General features: G+C 34.2%; 15 protein-coding genes and 2 pseudogenes. 9 read left to right on the forward strand and 8 right to left on the reverse strand.

All coding sequences use genetic code 11. From position 1 onward, the window contains the following. Positions 1–348 precede the first annotated feature (348 nt). Positions 349–1,989, forward strand: a complete 1,641-nt coding sequence (locus ABH955_RS02075) for a M20/M25/M40 family metallo-hydrolase (protein ID WP_404453078.1) — start codon at positions 349–351, stop codon at positions 1,987–1,989. 403 nt (positions 1,990–2,392) lie between these two features. Further along, the gene (locus ABH955_RS02080; protein ID WP_219375737.1) at positions 2,393–3,061 is read left to right on the forward strand and encodes a protein kinase family protein; all 669 of its coding nucleotides are present in this window, start codon (positions 2,393–2,395) and stop codon (positions 3,059–3,061) included. A gap of 759 nt (positions 3,062–3,820) precedes the next feature. On the opposite strand, the gene ABH955_RS02085 is transcribed toward ABH955_RS02080, so the two are convergent. Continuing rightward, entirely contained in the window at positions 3,821–4,354 is a 534-nt protein-coding gene (locus ABH955_RS02085) for a GNAT family N-acetyltransferase (protein WP_404453081.1), read from the reverse strand. Between the two features lie 396 nt (positions 4,355–4,750). Here ABH955_RS02085 and ABH955_RS02090 point away from each other — a divergent pair. Both ABH955_RS02090 and ABH955_RS02095 read left to right on the forward strand, forming a co-directional pair. Continuing rightward, positions 4,751–5,038: pseudogene (locus tag ABH955_RS02090) on the forward strand (uridine kinase); the annotation flags it as partial. Positions 5,039–5,287: 249 nt separating this feature from the next. Continuing rightward, positions 5,288–6,772, forward strand: coding sequence for a WD40/YVTN/BNR-like repeat-containing protein (locus tag ABH955_RS02095; RefSeq protein ID WP_404453083.1), 1,485 nt, complete (start codon positions 5,288–5,290; stop codon positions 6,770–6,772). Positions 6,773–7,474: 702 nt separating this feature from the next. Here ABH955_RS02095 and plsY read toward each other — a convergent pair. Further along, positions 7,475–8,107: a glycerol-3-phosphate 1-O-acyltransferase PlsY gene (gene plsY / locus ABH955_RS02100; RefSeq protein ID WP_404449694.1), complete on the reverse strand. Its 633-nt coding sequence runs from the start codon at positions 8,105–8,107 to the stop codon at positions 7,475–7,477. Positions 8,108–8,226: 119 nt separating this feature from the next. Beyond that, positions 8,227–8,407: pseudogene (locus ABH955_RS02105) on the reverse strand (hotdog family protein); the annotation flags it as partial. A 146-nt stretch (positions 8,408–8,553) separates the two neighbouring features. On the opposite strand from ABH955_RS02105, the gene ABH955_RS02110 reads away from it, so the two are divergent. Beyond that, positions 8,554–9,543: a ketoacyl-ACP synthase III gene (locus ABH955_RS02110; protein ID WP_404490822.1), complete on the forward strand. Its 990-nt coding sequence runs from the start codon at positions 8,554–8,556 to the stop codon at positions 9,541–9,543. Positions 9,544–9,845: 302 nt separating this feature from the next. On the opposite strand, the gene ABH955_RS02115 is transcribed toward ABH955_RS02110, so the two are convergent. Next, positions 9,846–10,091, reverse strand: a complete 246-nt coding sequence (locus ABH955_RS02115; RefSeq protein WP_404453087.1) for a hypothetical protein — start codon at positions 10,089–10,091, stop codon at positions 9,846–9,848. Between the two features lie 493 nt (positions 10,092–10,584). Here ABH955_RS02115 and ABH955_RS02120 point away from each other — a divergent pair, with 493 nt between their 5' ends. From ABH955_RS02120 to ABH955_RS02135, 4 genes are all read left to right on the forward strand, one after another. Continuing rightward, on the forward strand, positions 10,585–11,151 hold the full coding sequence (locus ABH955_RS02120; protein ID WP_404453091.1) for an SMI1/KNR4 family protein: 567 nt from the start codon (positions 10,585–10,587) through the stop codon (positions 11,149–11,151). Positions 11,152–11,500: 349 nt separating this feature from the next. After that, positions 11,501–11,629 carry a hypothetical protein gene (locus ABH955_RS02125; protein ID WP_404453093.1) on the forward strand — a complete coding sequence of 43 codons (129 nt, stop codon included), beginning with the start codon at positions 11,501–11,503 and terminating at the stop codon, positions 11,627–11,629. A gap of 116 nt (positions 11,630–11,745) precedes the next feature. Beyond that, a complete protein-coding gene (locus ABH955_RS02130) occupies positions 11,746–12,276 on the forward strand; it encodes a hypothetical protein (protein ID WP_404453095.1) in 531 nt (176 codons plus the stop codon). 147 nt (positions 12,277–12,423) lie between these two features. Next, positions 12,424–12,699: a hypothetical protein gene (locus tag ABH955_RS02135; RefSeq protein WP_002084476.1), complete on the forward strand. Its 276-nt coding sequence runs from the start codon at positions 12,424–12,426 to the stop codon at positions 12,697–12,699. A gap of 522 nt (positions 12,700–13,221) precedes the next feature. Here the strand turns inward: ABH955_RS02135 and ABH955_RS02140 are convergent. The 4 genes from ABH955_RS02140 to ABH955_RS02155 form a co-directional block, all read right to left on the reverse strand. Then, on the reverse strand, positions 13,222–13,593 hold the full coding sequence (locus ABH955_RS02140; RefSeq protein ID WP_404453097.1) for a cupredoxin domain-containing protein: 372 nt from the start codon (positions 13,591–13,593) through the stop codon (positions 13,222–13,224). Between the two features lie 159 nt (positions 13,594–13,752). Beyond that, entirely contained in the window at positions 13,753–15,012 is a 1,260-nt protein-coding gene (locus ABH955_RS02145) for a serine hydrolase domain-containing protein (protein ID WP_242311006.1), read from the reverse strand. 99 nt (positions 15,013–15,111) lie between these two features. Next, entirely contained in the window at positions 15,112–16,311 is a 1,200-nt protein-coding gene (locus tag ABH955_RS02150) for an MFS transporter (RefSeq protein WP_404453099.1), read from the reverse strand. 15 nt (positions 16,312–16,326) lie between these two features. Continuing rightward, complete coding sequence (locus tag ABH955_RS02155; protein ID WP_002013810.1) at positions 16,327–16,746, reverse strand: MarR family winged helix-turn-helix transcriptional regulator; 420 nt, start codon at positions 16,744–16,746, stop codon at positions 16,327–16,329. Positions 16,747–16,852 lie beyond the last annotated feature (106 nt).

A 16,852-nucleotide genomic window follows, 5' to 3' on the forward strand; every position in this document is an offset into this window, starting at 1 on the left:
TTTCCTGAAAACGTTCCTCAACAATCTGGCCCTTTAGTGGAGTAACTTTATTGCTACTCAGCAGTTTCTTAATCCGCCTTTCAGTTCAGATCTTCTTTTCACTATAAAAACATCTCTTTAGATAAACAGATCCAAAGGGGCAAAACATCGCGCTTTTAAATAAAAACAGTGATTTTATTTAAAAGCGATATTAAAAATATTTTTCAAATCCTGGAAGCATATTTTTGCCGCAAACAAAAAGAACCATAAGCTTGCCAAACGGCAAAATTATAATTTTGATAGCTGTCGTCATTTTTTATTCATATATTGGAAATGAATTTCATAATGCGGAAAAATAGGGGGATTTATATGTCAAAGTGGCAATCTAAAGAACAATTGGTTCAATTATTAAGCAATCTTGTTGAAATTCCTAGTATTACAGGTTCAGAAGCTGAAGTTATATTGCCAGACTTTGTTGTAGAACAACTATCTGACTTACAGTATTTCAAACAAAATCCGCATCATTTGCAAAAAAATCTGACGGGGGATGGACGATATTTTGTTACAGCTCTAGTAAAGAAAAGTGATAGTACAAAAAATACTGTAATTCTTGTTAGTCACTTTGATGTTGTAGATGTACAAGATTACGGAGTATGGAAAGAAGATGCATTTAACCCTAAAAAATTAACATCTATGTTTTATTCTCATAAAGATGAGCTACCAGATCATGTACGTGAAGATATTGAACAAGGAGATTGGCTCTTTGGTAGAGGAACGATGGACATGAAATGTGGTCTAGCCTTACAAATGGCGATGGTTGAGCAAGCTTGTGAAGGAAGATTTGATGGGAATGTTCTTTTATTGGCTGTTCCAGATGAAGAAGTGAACTCTGTAGGGATGAGAGCCGCTGTTCCAAGATTATTAGACTTAGCAAGAGAACATGACTTAGAGTATAAAACGGTCCTAAATTCAGAGCCTATGTTTTCAAGGCATCCTGGTGACCAAAATAAGTATATTTATACTGGTTCTATTGGTAAGGTGTTACCTGGTTTCCTTTGCTATGGAAAAGAGACACATGTAGGCGAACCTTTTGCAGGATTAAATGGGAGTTATATGGCTGCATTATTAACAGCTGAATTAGAGTTGAATACTGACCTTTGCGATATTGTAGATGGTGAAGCGAGTCCTCCACCAACTAACTTGCTTCAAAGAGACTTAAAGGAGGATTATTCTGTACAAATTCCTCATCGTGCAGTCACATTATTTAATTTGTTTTTACTAGAAAAAACGATGACAGATGTAGTTTCATTGTTACGCCAAAAAGTAACGAAAGTAGCAGAGAAAATTGAAGAATCGTATGAGGAGCGAGCGTATCATTTTTCTAAGCATAATCCGTTCATACCGCCTAATCTTAAAGTATATGTATTAACGTATGAAGAGCTTATTGCTTATGCAATTGAACAACATGGGCAAGGAAAAATAGATGAAATTCAATCCGATATTATAAAAAATAGAGAAGATAAAGATGATCGTGCGGTAACTATTGATTTAGTAGACAAATTAGCTATCTTATGTAAAGAAAAGGCTCCAATGATTGTACTTTTCTTTGCACCGCCATACTATCCAGCTGTGAGTTCACGCAACAATCCTTTAATTAAAGAGGTAGTTGTAGAAATGGAAAAGTATGCCCACTATAATCATAGCATTACATTTGAAAACCAAAATTATTTTGGCGGAATTTCAGATTTAAGCTATGTGGGCTTACAAAACCCATTGGATTCAATGAGTTCTCTCGTAGACAATATGCCATTATGGGATAAAGGTTATTCGATTCCACTAGAGGAATTAGAAGAGTTTGACGTTCCAGTATTAAATATGGGACCAGTAGGAAAAGATGCACATCAATGGACGGAGCGTCTGGACGTAAATTATGCATTTGAAACGTTATTAGACATGTTACCTATATGTATTGAAAAACTACTTGTTTCTAATAAAGTTACACAGTCATAGTGTTTGCATAAGAGCGAGAAAAAGACCGTAGTAATACGGTCTTTTTTTCGTAATGAATAGTTTGAAACCTTAGATTTATGAAATTGTGATGTAAGAATTCTCCTTAAAATAGATTCGCAATAAACTATTTAGAGAGAGTAGATATGGCTTGTACACTTTTTGTAACGGTATTTGCTGAGTTTTTGTATAATATAATCATGTGAAGTTAACATAACTTATTGTATCAATAATATATATTTGCGTAGAATATCCATTTTAAGGTTTTGAAGTACCCCCCTAAATGAAAATTTTATTTCGCTAAAGTTAGTTACTTAGTGAAGTCTGCTCATTTTTTTCGTATTAGGAAAGAAGGTACTTTTTAACTTGATGGGTATGGGGTAGTACCCCTTGTAGCAAAACCGGAGTGGAAATGATGAGTATAAATAGTTTTGTGAGATTGATAAAGGACGAATTATTAAAAGAGGTAAGCATAAGAAGTGAGGATGAATTCGAGCCTATAGTAGTTAAAGATATTCCTAGACTTTGGAAGTGTTTAGGGACAGGTAATTATGCCGCAGTATTTATGCACAAAGAATACAAAGATTGGGTAGTGAAAGTTTACGCGCGAGAAGGAGAAGGAATTGAAAAAGAGTCAGAAGTATACCGAAGAATCGGAAATCATCCTTCTTATTCGAAGCTTATGTATAAAGGAGAAAATTTCATAGTATTGAAACGTTTAAAAGAAATTACCTTATACGATGCTATTCATAAGGGGATTAAGATTCCTAAGCAGGTAATCCTTGATATCAATGAAGCTATAGAGTATGCAAGGGAGCAAGGATTAACTCCTTGTGATGTTCACGGAAAAAATGTGATGATGGAAAACGGAAGGGGATATGTAGTCGATGTATCTGATTTCTTAAAAACAAAAGAAGATAGTAAGTGGAGAGACTTAGAAAAGGCATATTTCACCTTTTACTTGCCTTTCATTTATAAATTGCCTTTCCCTGTTAAAGTACCGTATTTCATGTTAAACATTGTTAGACGTTCATATAGAAAATATAAGAAGCTTACAAAGAAATTCAAATTGTAAAAGGACCACATACTTATCTTTAGGTTAGATAAGTACTAGTAAACAAAAGGACCGTACATTTTAGATAGGTCTAATATGTACGGTCCCAATTTTATAACTTTATAAAGTAATTTATTTATAAAATGATTGTAACATTTGCATATAATACTGATGTTATTAATATGAGAAGTAAATCTTCTTGTTTTAATAGAATATACCAGTTCAGTACATTTCATTTTAAACATATTGATGTACTATAGTTCTAAACAAATCATAATAACGGATTAGAAGGGGAATAAACTGTGTAAACATACTCAATTGAGTATTAAACTTTTAATCTAATTTATCTTTGCATAGATGCAGGTATCAGTTAGTTTTTTACTGTCAGCTGAAAGATCTTCATTACTTTACACTCCCACCCCTAAAGGGGCCAGCTGACTAACGTCAGTGGGATTCTTGCTACCAAAGGCGAAGTCCATTTCTGGTATCGCTGACGTGCAAGATTGCGGTGTGCCATCACCACTCCCACAACAGACCATATAGGTTCGTGGGCTACGGTACTGTGACCATACCGTACAGATTGTTCGTTCTCAAATGTTTTTACGTCTTTTGCATGACGACTTAATACATTTTAAGGAGTAGAAGAATTGGCTACCCCAACCTCATATGTATTCTATTTTCAGAGAACAGTCGTTTTAGAGTCTTTTGCATGACTATGAATAAAGTATACCATGTTTTGCTATGCAAAAACGATGCTTTCATCCCACGTCTAAAGACGGACTAAAGTCCTGCGTGGGCTTTCCCGTATCGTAAATTCTGTAATATCCCTTCAAGCCCAAAACCTAATTTTTCAGGGATCATACGACTTTTAGTGTTAGTAGATTCACATCTTATTTCAATCCTTCTAAATTTGAGTAACTGAAATCCAAGGTTTGTTAACTCACTTACTACCTCTGTCATATATCCATTGCCACTAAATTGCGTGTTAATCCAGTATCCAATTTCACATTTAGAAATCTTCCAATTAATTCCGTGAAGGCTAGCAGTTCCAATAAAATCATTAGTATCCTTATGATAGATAAGATAGCGAAAGCTTTCTCTTTTTAAAAAATCTATATGGGCATTTCTCAGGATAATTTCCGTTTCTTCAACAGTAGGGATTGACTGGAATAAAAGCAACCATTGTTTTAACTCATTAATTGAATCCTTAATAGCTTGGTGTACGACATTCCCGTCACCAGCTTGAAGTGGTGCTCGAAGAATTAGTCTGTCTGTTTCTATTTGTAACGGAACATCTAATAAAATAGAATTCATATCATTTCTCCTCTCGAAAACTTTAAATTATGACAGAATGAAACTTATATAATAAAAAAACTTTCACCCAAAAGAAATAATTCTTGAGGACGAGAGTTGCAATTTCGTGGTACGTTATTATGATAAATAAATTAAAAAACACCCTATCTCACTAACAGGAGATCCCGTCACAGCATTACTATAAGTTATTACAGAACCGTGCGAAGCTCTTAGTCTTTCTTCATTAAGAACTTGATAGCAATACAGTAAAGTTTATCTCCCATAATGGGGCCTCTCAAAAATTAGTAAACAATAAATATATATTCAATTAATCACTTAGAAATCCCTTTTCACATATTGAAAACTAAACTGCCAGTTGGTACAAAAAAATGGCTACCGAAGCAGCCTTAGGTTATTCAACTAATGATTGTAAAAGGAATGAGTGTCGCATTTATTAATCCCGATTTATTTGATTTAAAAATTTACTTCTATGCAGATGGTGAAACAGAATTAATGAGAAGGTCTAGCCGCGATATTGCTGAAAGGGGAGCCGATATCAATTATTTAAGGCGGTCTCATGCAGAACGTCGGATTCAGTACGAAGTGTTTATGCATCCATACAGTCAATGTTTTGATATTATTATCAAAAATTCCGATGAAGCAATATGTCTAGAAAAAAATACATTTGAGTTTTATAGAGTTTAAATGCAAATACTCTATTTGTTATGTTTATTATGAGGGTTCATTTTCATTATTTGGCTCCCAAATGAAGCAACTTTAGTATTCACTCAAAAATCCATTGTCTATGAAACAACTAGATTTTTAAACGGCTTTAATAGACAACTGCCATTTACATAGACAGATGTCTATTGTATTTTTGGCGGCAAGATTAAATAGCTTTTTTGTTACTTTACAATAAAGTATACTTAATATCAGTAATTCATGTAATTAGGAGTGATTTCTATATTTAGGGAAAATGCAAAAAGGTTACTTCTGTCATTAGTAACAAATCCAATACTAATAATTGTATACGGCATTTTTTGTTATGAGTTAGCCTTATACTGTAAGTACGGAAGGATGAATTATAATATTTATATTTTGTTATTATGTATAGTGCTTTTTATATCCATGACTACATTTACTACAATGCAGGTGATAAAAAATAGAGAATATGAATCTAAAAAATTAACTAATTCAATAGCATGGAGATCCATTTCTATTATCATTATTGTTGCAATTACATCATTTTATGGGATGCAGATTTATAAAAGTGCAATAAATTACAATGGCAAATTGGCATGGTTTATAGAAAGGTTAAAACATGAAAGGTCAGTTAAACTTAAACATAATAATATATATGAATCTGGAGTAGAAGGTATTTTTGAAGATATAAATAAAAAACATCCTTTGCCAAAGAAATTGTATATGGCAACTGATTTTGATCTTACATTTCATTCAGATGGAACAATCACAGCGTTTGATACATTTGTTTATGGGAAAAATGTTGATGGGAAAGAAGAAACTTATTTAATCTCTTATAATAAGAAGAAATCAGAAGATATTACTATAATACGAGACGGGTATGCAAAGCCTGATTATGATGATGATAAATTAGTAGAACCTTTAATTAAAACGGTTAAGGCGATTCCAGTTAAGCAAACGGTTAGAAAGTGGAATGAAAGTAAGTATGGGTTGATTTATTATGGAAAAAGAAATTGGGGATCCAATACAGAGGGAATTATTAATATTACTGAGGATGGTAAGGGGCAGAGTCTTAAAGAAGCAGCTTCTGAAATCATTGGATATACTGTATCTATATTTGTCCCTGGAAAAGAGAAAGAGCTAGTACCTGCTAGATATAACTTAATATGTGACGCAAGTTGGAGTAAATCAAAGACGCCTCCAAATGAAGATAGGCCTAAAGAGAAGAAACAACAAGATTTAAAGAATGAAAAAGAACAGTTTTTCCTATCAAAAGAAGTTGGTTATAAACTAAATATGACAGATAAAGCATTAGGGAGCGCCTTTTATTCATTAAGCAAGACTAGTGATGAAGGGGAAACATGGGAGGTTATCAATCCAGACCCATTTAATAGGGGGATTGGTAGTGTATCAGGAATCACTTTTATAAATGATAAACTTGGGTTTTTAGGAGCAGTTAGACCTTCTGGTAATGAGGGAGAGTTATATCGCACAGATGATGGGGGGGTATCTTTCAAAAAGGTAGAATATCCGCCGCATGAAGTCAAATTAGATCATACACAGTCCACAATAAGTCCTTTTGATTCTCCTAGTATGCCATATGAGAAAGATGGGGTTTTTAATATGTTAGTGGGACAAGGGGCAGATGGAGACTACAATGGCGATAGTAGTGCACTTTATCAATCAAAAGATAACGGAGAGACATGGGAATTTGTAGAAGAAGTGAAAAAGAAATAGTCAGAATGTTTTTTTGAAAAATAAGGTAACTATTCAGCTATACATTTCATTTAGAAGTTTGGTAAGGAGTATAATTCCAGCCATGAAGATAAAAATGGACCTACACCTCGCTGCCTTTCTTTGTTTTAAAGCTTTACGCGTGGCAGGAAAAGGCCCTGACCGCTTCTATGCATGGCCAGTCCCTCTCGCCCATTTAAAAAGATGCTTTTCTGGCTTTTTTTCATAGAGGGGCTGAGTAGTTACTAAAAGTAAATAATTTAAATCGAACCATAAGCTTGCCGGCAAATTTATGGTTCGATTTTTTTTAGGGCAAAGATATCGTTCTAAACGGGTATTACCACATCGCTATCAAGTTTAAATTTTATAATGCCCCCAAAATGAAAAATTTGTGTCATTTATAGAAAGAAGTTTATTTTTATCATTTTGGGGATACTTCAAAATATTAAGTTGATGGTGGTGGGGTAGCACCACATCGCTATCAAGCTAAGATTTTAAAGTACCCCCTAAACGAAAATTTTGTGTTGTTTTAGCACCGAAGTTCATTTTTATCGTTTTTGGGGCAACCTGTTCTGTTAGGTTGATAGGCATGTGGCGGTACGCCATAAAGTACATTTTTCCTGAGTGGCTCCAAAAGTAAAGAATCGTTGCCGTACCCCTTAAACGGTTAACTAACCCCAATTTTTTTCTATTTTGACGACATGCTCAACGCCGCAGAAAAATAAGTTTATTTTCTGTTCCTGAAAGCAGCCTTTTTATATTTTCCATATGCCTGAAAATAACCATAAACGCCATTAGGAATGCAAATATATAAAAATATACGGTATTCCCAAAAACAGGAATAAATGAAATAACCGCAATAAGCAATGTAGCACATATTGTACCTAAAGAGACATAACGGGTTAAAGCTACTATTATCACAAAAAAGCCAAGGCATAAAAGGGCCATAACCCAGTCAACCATAAACAGCACAGCCACTGCTGTAAGTGCTCCCTTGCCCCCTTTAAACCCAAAATATACCGGCCAGTTATGCCCTATAACCGCCCCTGCGCCTGCCGCTAAAAGGCTTACGCAATCTTTAGCCTCTCCCGAATAAAAGTAAACGCTAAGGAACAAGCCTATATAACAGGCAATTATCCCTTTTAATATATCTCCCGCAAGAACAAACACCGCAGCAGATTTCCCAAGTACTCTCAGAGTATTGGTAAGCCCGGCGCTTTTGCTTCCATGGCTTCTTATGTCCTTTCCGTATATTCTCCCTACAATCACCGCTGTATTAAGGCTGCCTAAAAGGTAGCCCAAAACTAAGGCCGCAAAAATCTTTAAAATATCAATCATCACTCTTCTCCCTTTAAATTATTCTAAATTTCTTTTATTTCTCCATTAATACAGGGTTTTAGCATTGTTCTTCTCCAAAAAATTTTTTAATAAACTTCTACTTTTTTTATTCATGTTAAAAGGGCATCTACAATAAGGATGTTGGTAATAACTGAATAGCCAGAAAAACAACCGGTAAAAAACCCTTGATTAGTCACAACATTTTTGAGCCAAACTGCACGCTTTCCTTCTTCTAATTCAATGATCCGATAGGGGGTAACGATGGGGAATAATTTCTTTAATTTGTTGAATATTGAACATGAATTTCTCTCCTTTATACCATAGCTAGATATTTTAGTTAGTTTAATTCCCTAAAATAGCATGTTCGAATATTCACAATAATTAGCACCTGGTACTATTATTTGATTATATAATTAAGTGTAAAAATAGTAAAGGAGGATAAATGTATGCAATCAAAAGCAAGAATTACAGCTATTGGTACCTATGTACCTGAAAAAAAGCTGACCAATGATGATTTAGAAAAACTAGTAGATACAAATGATGCATGGATTGTACAAAGAACTGGGATGAAGGAAAGAAGAATTGCTGGTGATAACGAATATGCCTCTACATTAGCTTTTAAAGCTATTGAAAACTTAGTGGAACGTTATCATAAAAGTCTTGTCGACGTGGATTGTATTCTCGTTTCAACAACTACGCCTGACTACACTTTTCCAAGTGTAGCCTGCCAAATACAAGAGCATTTTAATATTCAGCATACAGGCGCTGTTGATTTCAATGCTACTTGTGCTGGTTTTACATATGGATTACATCTGGCGAATGGTTTAATTACATCTGGTCTTCATCGCAAGATTTTAATTGTAACGACAGAAACCTTATCTAAGATTACAGACTATACAGATCGAACTACATGTATCTTATTTGGAGATGGAGCCGCAGCTGTTTTAGTAGAGAAAGATGAAGAAGTGTCTAGCTTTATAGCTACCCATATTGGGACAAATGGGGAAGGGGGTATGCATGTATATCGTAAAAATTTATCTACTACCATGTTTGGAAATCCTTTAAAAACACATGGGAAGATAGTTCAAAATGGAAGAGAAGTATATAAGTGGGCAGCACGGACACTACCAATTGGTATTAAAGAATTGTTATGTCAAGCAGAGTTACAACTGGATGAGGTGAACTGGTTTGTTCCACATAGTGCTAATTTGCGAATGATTGAATCTATATGTGAAAAATCAGGTGTCCCACTGGATAAAACATTAACGAGTGTAACATACATGGGGAATACTTCTTCCGTCTCCATTCCATTGGCATTAGAAATAGGTATGAACGAAGGAAAGGTGAAAAACGGGGACACTCTCTTACTCTATGGGTTTGGAGGAGGTCTTACACACGCTGGACATATCATTAAATGGCATTTAGCAAAGGAATAGGAGATGAAATATTCAATAGTAACATAAACGTATTTTATTACATTAAAAATCTTTATAGGGATTCCGTCCCATCGCTATAAAGCTAAGTTTTTGCACTACCCATAAAGCAAAAAACGCCATCCTTTCCTATGATTCTACAGAAAGAATAACGTATTTTTTTCACTTTGAGGGGATTTCTTTTTGTTAGCTTGCTAGCAATGTGGCGAGACCCCAGGACTAACTTAAAAAGCAGTAGCCTGAAATTAATTTCGGGTTACTGCTTTTTAACTATATTCAAAAAAAATTAACTCAACCTTTTATCTTCATGGCTTTAATATTTTTTCCAATCTTACTCGTTTAATAAAATCATCTAATGCCTCTTCTTCATTACCATAATGAGCAATTGAGGTTTCTACAATACTCGCTCTCTCATCAGTTGCACAAATAACCCACTTATTATCCTCTTTATAAATTAGAACCTCATCCGGATCCACATCTTTTTCATGAAACCAGTTATAATATTTTAATCCTTCTTCTGATAGGATTCGTTTTGCCTCATCTCTTGTCATATTAAAATTATCCTCCTTATTTTATTTGTTTCAATCCTTCTAATTGTTCGACTGTTAAAGGAAGTTGTATTTGTGTTCCCCCTTTTATTGTCCCAAAACCTGGAGCTATCTCTCCAATTTGTGCTTTTAATTTGCTATAATCACCACAATAGTACTAGCATTTACCTGTGCTTTTAGTGTAGGGTCACTACAATTATCAATATAGGTTTTTATATTCGAGAAATCAGCTACAACCTCATATTGATGGTATTTACTCACATCTTCCAAATACTACTCAAATATAAATATAGGATGTTAGGTAAGAATCCTCCATTCTTCTCTATTTACCTATGCGTATACTTTAAATCAAAGAATCAAGGAAAGACCTGGTTAAAAGAAAAAAGGTTAACACCTCACCATAAAAGTTCTACTGAAATTGAGTTAATTCCAGCAGATTTACATGCTAATATACCACATATAGGTTCAGCATCAGATTTAAGAGGAGGAAAATAAAATGAAAAAAATAATAAAGCAAGTATTAAATGAAATAATTGATTCGGAAATGGTAGTATCAAAAAAAGAAGATGCATATAAGTCAATCGAAACAATTAAACGAATATATGGTGTAGATTTACCATTAGACTACAAAGAGTTTTTGCTTGAATATGGAGGGTGTTTTATTAAGGATAATAGAATGTACCAGCCAATTGAAGTTACCCCTGTAACTCCCAAGGATGGTTTTGACTCGATAGGTGGCTTTTATGGTATTACTAGTGATGCCTATGAAATTGAATCAATCATTCAAACTTATAAGGATATTTTAGGAAGTAGTGTAATGCCTATTGCAGATGCAGACGGGGGAGATTTAATATGTATAGGCTTAAAAAATAAATACAGGGGTAAAATTTATTATTGGTATCATGAAGGTGAAACAATAAACGAAGATGGAAAAGAATATTATTATCTTATAGCAAACTCATTTGAAGAATTTATTTTAAAATTTTCAATTCATGAAAGAAAAGAAAGTGTAAATTTAGATGACATCGAACTCTTTTTAGACGAAGATTTATTAAAAGATTAAATAGCATCCCATAGATAAACGATAGCGACAAACCTTATTCAAAGTTCTTTAGGGATGTAACGCTAAAAGAATTAAAAAAGTAAAAGTGTATAAGAAAAAGCCCCCACCACCGCCAAGTAGAGAAGAGCTTTTCCAGGTAAACTACGATAAAAGAAGTCGCGAAGTATTATATTAACGCATAGTGTCCTTACATAACCCTCTGTAAACCTATTAGATAAAATCAGATATTGATTATTTGGGAAACTAACAGTTATTTTAAGTTGAATGATCTGAATTCCCGTAAATAACTGTAAAATAATAAAATTTTCGTTTTGGGGGTATTTGCATTTCTTAGCTTGATGGTGATGGGGTGGTACTCCAACTAGAAAAATTGTCTCTGCGTGAACGTGAAGAACTTGAAAAATTTAAAAAAGAAGCAATGGAAGAACCACCGGATTTCTTTGAATATATTCAGTCTACCGAAAAAGATAATAAATGATACATAATGCCTCCAACAGAATATTTATCAAATTGATAACATATGTATCCCTTTCGATTTTTACAGAAATTGTAATGATATAAGTATATGCATATAGAAGGGGAGGCATAGGTTCTATGAAAAATGTTAAGTTTTATGGGTTAATTCTAGCATTCATCTTGCTACTGGCAGCTTGTAGTAGTAATTCCTTTGAAGATTATACATCAAAAGCTGATAAGAACATTAAGGATAAAAAATATAGCGAAGCTATAAAGAATTGTCAAGAGGCTTTGAAGTTGAAGGATGATAAGAAGATTAAAAGTAAGTTAGAACAAACCAAAAATTTAAAGAAAGCGCAAGATGCTTTTGATAAACATGAAATCGGGAAAGCTATGAATAATGTTCAAAAGGAAAAAAGTGATGAAAATAAAGAATTAACAAAGCAAGCCAATGCATTGCAAGGTGAGATTCAACAAGAAATTTTAGTTAAATTTAATAAGTTGAACATGAATCGTATTACTGGCGATGTAAAAGAAGCCCGTAAATCTTTAGATGATCTTATGGCTTGGATACAACAATCTGACTTATTAAAATCTCAAAAGGATTTTGTTGATACGTTACCTGAAAAAGAAGCAAGTATCTCTAAACTACAGGAAAGTAAAAAATAAAGAAAAGAGGTTACCTAAAAGTAACTATTCAGCGACTTTTGGGACAACCTCTTCTTTTCGTTGTGGATTTTTAAGAAAATTTAGAATAGAATAAAAATATAGCCATCTACCTATTATTCACTAATGAAAAGAAAAGGGGGTAGCGAAATGCAACTGAAGTATGGGAAGCACATTAATATATTATCTATTGTTCTAACTTTGTTCTCTTTTTCCGTAATTGTAAGTTTCTCTACCTGGTTGAGTGGATATTCAATTCCCAACCTTTCTACAATGCTTAAGGTAACAATGTGGAGTGCATTTATTCTTGGAATTATAGGGTTTAGACAAGAGAAAAGCGCACTGGCGATTATAATTATGGGAATATGTGCCTTTGCTCTAGTCGTTCTATATACTTATGCGGTTATAAGTTTTCTTGAGCATTAAACACAAAAAAAAGAAACGAACATTTTTGTTCGTTTCTTTTTTTTGGGGATGATTATTATAAAATAGCCTCTTCTAATGATTGAGTGCTGAATCCAAGAATTGATTTTTGAGTGCTATTCTCATGATCTTTTACACGGGAGAAAATCTCACCGGTACAAGAAGAAAACAGTCTTTGATATCTTAGGCGTCGTATATGACTTTACTATGTCTCACAATCATGTAGCATAATCAAAAAAATTGAAACCCAATAGGGTTTATTTAGTATGCAAATCTTTAAAGAACTTACACTGGACCTTTAGAAAAAAGAAAAAATTCTACGTAAAGTTAAACTTATATAAGCTTAACTTGATGGCGATGGGATAGCACCATCAAAACACAAATTTCATACGCTATGAAAATGTAACGATTTTATGCTACCAGTAAAAAACTGATTAGTGAGAGCTCATAATCTGTGGGGGATGGATACCCCCACGAATTTAAGTTTCACTTTATCAAAAAGTAAGGATCGACCGGTACCGCTCGTTATTGGACTATTACTTTTCCATCCATTCCTTTCAAGTAGTGGAACCGACATATTAGTTCATATGTACCGGGAGTTTCAGGTTTTACGGTAATTGTTATTTCTTTTCCTGACGGGACTTCGGCGTCAATTCCGAGTTTTTTCACCGTAAAGGTATGTTCTCTATTTCCTTTGTTTTTCAATAGCAACGTCGTCGTTTTCCCAACCGGAACAGTGATGATACTCGGATTAAAGTAATCATCATTCAATTCAACCTCAATAGGCTGTCTCACAACGTCGGATTCGGCCAATACGCGGAGTGATCCTAAAGTAGTAATAACTACAATCATCGCAAGTGAAATGATTAATCCAGTTAATAGCTTTTTCACAGACATTCGTAATCCCTCCTTTCCTAAGCACTAGTGTTTTCAAATTACTAAAATATTATCAATATAAATGGGGTTTACGCGTGGCTTAAATAGTAATTCTTTCGGCAACTCCTACTAACCAAGTACTAACTGGAATAGGATTTGGGTAAATAAAAAAAGCCTCCACTACTGTGGAAGCTTCTCCAAATGATGTGCAATATCAATATACATATCGGAATAAACCGAATGGATTTCATTACTAGGCGCAGCGTTAGAAGAGAAGTGGACGATTACCATACTTGCTTTCGGATCGATGTAAAGAGTTTGTCCGTAACTGCCTAACACTTCGAAAGCACCTTGTTCATTGTGCGGAATCCACCATTGATTATGATAAGAAATGGAAGCACCACGACCAATTGCGAGCTCACCTTCTTGTACATTTTTCACACTTTCTGTAATAGAAGAAGGGACGATTTGTTTTCCATTATATTGACCATTATTTAAAAGTAATTGCCCGAACCTCGCCATATCTCTAGCAGTTGCATTTAAACCAGCGCTTGCTTGTTCTACTTTTGTTTCATCTGTAACGTAATAAGCGTCTTCTTCCATACCAATTTGAGACCAAATTCGCTCGCTTACATTTTCAGCTAATGATTTTCCTGTGATTGTTCGGATAATCCAAGCGAGTGTTTCTGTTGATCCGTTATTGTAAGAAAAAGAGGAACCGGGTGGTGCAGTTTCTTCTGCTTCTAGTAACATATCATAAATTTTCATAGGCCCCTCGTAATTTTTACCTCGGGGTAAAATATTACTAGCTAAATATAGTTGTGCATCTTGATTTTCTAGTCCTAGCTGCATATATCCGTGAGTAGGGTATTCAGCGGAAACTTGCATGTCCATTAATTGTTGAAGTGTTGCTTTACCAAACGGTGTATTTTTTAATTCTTTTATGTAAGTGTCAGCTGTTTTTTCTACATCAATTCGATTTTCTTCAGCGAGAGATTGTATAATTGCACCAGTAAACACCTTTGCTAACGATGCCATTCCATGAGGTTCACTCTCGTTATATCCATTGAAATATCGTTCATAAACAAGTTGACCATTCTGTACAACGACAAAAGCATCTGTTTTGTTTTCGTCTAAAAGTTTTTTTAGAGGAGTCGTATTTCCAAATCTACGCTCCACAGCAAAATCGTCTAAGTTTTGTAACGCGGTAGGGAAGGGAGCAACTTGGTCAGGGATGTTTTTTACTTCATTTATTAAAGTGAATTCTTTCATATGTGTATACGACCAGCGTAAGTAAGGATCGTCTAACCAGTTTTCTTTTGTGACATTTGCTTTAGTGGGGGTCGTTTTATTATTTTTAAAAAAAGTAAACCCAAGCCCTGTAACTACGAATAGTAATACTAGTAACAGTAATAGCAGGGGAGATTTCTTTACATTCATGCATGTACCTCCTTTAGTTTCTATTATAAGTATACGCTCGTCTTAAAATAAATACAAAATAAGGAAAGTAAACGGGTAAGTTTACTTTCCTTATGAACGTTAAGCAGATATTTTTCCGTCTGTACTTTGTTTCTTGAATTTTTGTTTTCGTCCGTGTAATCCATAATATAGAAGTAAAGTGAACGCAACGATAATAGCTGCGATAAAATACATATTATGATAACTTGATTTGGCAGCGACTATACCTAAAATGAAAGAACCAAAGCCAATGCCGCTATCAAAGAACGAGAAGTAAGTAGCTGTCGCAGAACCACGTCGATGGTTTGGAGCGGCAGAAATTGCAATCGTTTGGAAACTTGGAATTAATGTTCCGTATCCTAAACCGATTAACATACCTGCGCCAAGGAACCAAAATGAAGTTTGCGCTTGGCTTAAAATGAACATCCCAATTGTGAAAATAATGATAGCTGGATAAATAAGTACATTTTCACCGAAACGATCAAATATTTTTCCTGTAAATGGACGAGAGATTACAACAACAAGTGCGTATAGAATAAAGAAGTAACTTGCAATTTCGCTTAAACCGAGTTCTTTCGCATAAATAGGAATAAAGGATAAAATGCCACTATAAGAAAAGGCTAAAACAAATCCTGTCAGAGCGATCGGAATAGAAGATGGTTCAATTAAGTCTTTCCATTTCATTTTTTCACGTGTTTGTTTACTTACTGGTTTTTCATGCGGAATATTGACTAGTAATCCTAATAAAAATGCGAGTAATGAAAATACTGAACACACGATAAATAGTACAGTAAATGAAAAATGAGAAATAATTGTTAAACCTAAAAAAGGACCAATTACCATCGGTAGACTCATAAATACGCCGTAATAAGCAAGTGCTTCACCGCGTCTATGAGCTGGTGCTACATCAGTTACAATTGTTCCAGTTGCTGTTGTTGCCATTCCGAATCCAATACCATGTAAGAAGCGAAGGGCAAGTAATAAAAATAAACTTTGCGTACCGAAATACATAACAGTAGCGGCTAAAAATAGTGAAAGTGAAATAAATAATATTTTCTTTCTTCCTAAATCATCGAGCCATTTTCCTGTGAATGGTCTACATAAAACAGATGAAATAAGAAAAACAGTTGCAACTAAACCAATTTCCTCAGGTTTTCCTTTTAGGCTGTCTATAACATAGACAGGCAGAGTAGTCATAAGCATGTAAAATGTTAAAAAGAGAAACAGACTACTAAAACAAGTTCCGAGGAAATCCTTCGTCCAAAGTTTTTCACTTTGCATCGTCATCCCTCCAAATTAATGATCTAAATTTTTGATAATTTGTTGTAACAATTGAAAAGCTTCATGTAAGTCTTCTTCTTTAATACCTTCTAGCGTCTTTTCTTCAAAGGAATCAACTTCTTCTTGCCATACTGGAATCATTTCTATTGCTGTTTCCGATAAGGAAATCAACTTTTCACGGCGATCTTTTCCTTCCGTCCGAATAATCCAGCCCATCGTTTCCATACGTGTTAACGTGCGGGTCATCGTTGGGGATTCAACATTTAAATACTGACATAATTCTGTTTGGGTACAAGATCCAGTTTGATTAATGCGGAAAATAACAGCCCATTGCGCACTAAATAATCCTGTTGGAGATACACGTTCATTAAATTTCTTCGTAAACTTACGAGAAGTTTGACTGACAATGTGAAAAAAATGTTGTTTTTCGTCCATGTATTTTGATCCTTTCAAATTAGTTACCTAGCTAACTATATACCTTTTTATTTTACTTGTCTAGTAATAGACATGTTGTTTTATGTGGAAATTTCGTATAGATTTT

The organism is Bacillus sp. RC240 (genome assembly GCF_044907945.1).
Taxonomy (GTDB): Bacteria; Bacillota; Bacilli; order Bacillales; family Bacillaceae_G; genus Bacillus_A; species Bacillus_A mycoides.

What these genes read in the sequence shown, in the direction of transcription:
- ABH955_RS02075 (WP_404453078.1), top strand. Translation starts at nt 349, where the DNA reads ATGTCAAAGTGGCAATCTAAAGAACAATTGGTTCAATTATTAAGCAAT.
- ABH955_RS02085 (WP_404453081.1), bottom strand. Translation starts at nt 4,354, where the DNA reads ATGAATTCTATTTTATTAGATGTTCCGTTACAAATAGAAACAGACAGA.
- ABH955_RS02145 (WP_242311006.1), bottom strand. Translation starts at nt 15,012, where the DNA reads ATGAATGTAAAGAAATCTCCCCTGCTATTACTGTTACTAGTATTACTA.
- ABH955_RS02140 (WP_404453097.1), bottom strand. Translation starts at nt 13,593, where the DNA reads ATGTCTGTGAAAAAGCTATTAACTGGATTAATCATTTCACTTGCGATG.
- ABH955_RS02115 (WP_404453087.1), bottom strand. Translation starts at nt 10,091, where the DNA reads ATGACAAGAGATGAGGCAAAACGAATCCTATCAGAAGAAGGATTAAAA.
- plsY (WP_404449694.1), bottom strand. Translation starts at nt 8,107, where the DNA reads ATGATTGATATTTTAAAGATTTTTGCGGCCTTAGTTTTGGGCTACCTT.
- ABH955_RS02135 (WP_002084476.1), top strand. Translation starts at nt 12,424, where the DNA reads ATGCAACTGAAGTATGGGAAGCACATTAATATATTATCTATTGTTCTA.
- ABH955_RS02150 (WP_404453099.1), bottom strand. Translation starts at nt 16,311, where the DNA reads ATGCAAAGTGAAAAACTTTGGACGAAGGATTTCCTCGGAACTTGTTTT.
- ABH955_RS02120 (WP_404453091.1), top strand. Translation starts at nt 10,585, where the DNA reads ATGAAAAAAATAATAAAGCAAGTATTAAATGAAATAATTGATTCGGAA.
- ABH955_RS02130 (WP_404453095.1), top strand. Translation starts at nt 11,746, where the DNA reads ATGAAAAATGTTAAGTTTTATGGGTTAATTCTAGCATTCATCTTGCTA.
- ABH955_RS02155 (WP_002013810.1), bottom strand. Translation starts at nt 16,746, where the DNA reads ATGGACGAAAAACAACATTTTTTTCACATTGTCAGTCAAACTTCTCGT.
- ABH955_RS02110 (WP_404490822.1), top strand. Translation starts at nt 8,554, where the DNA reads ATGCAATCAAAAGCAAGAATTACAGCTATTGGTACCTATGTACCTGAA.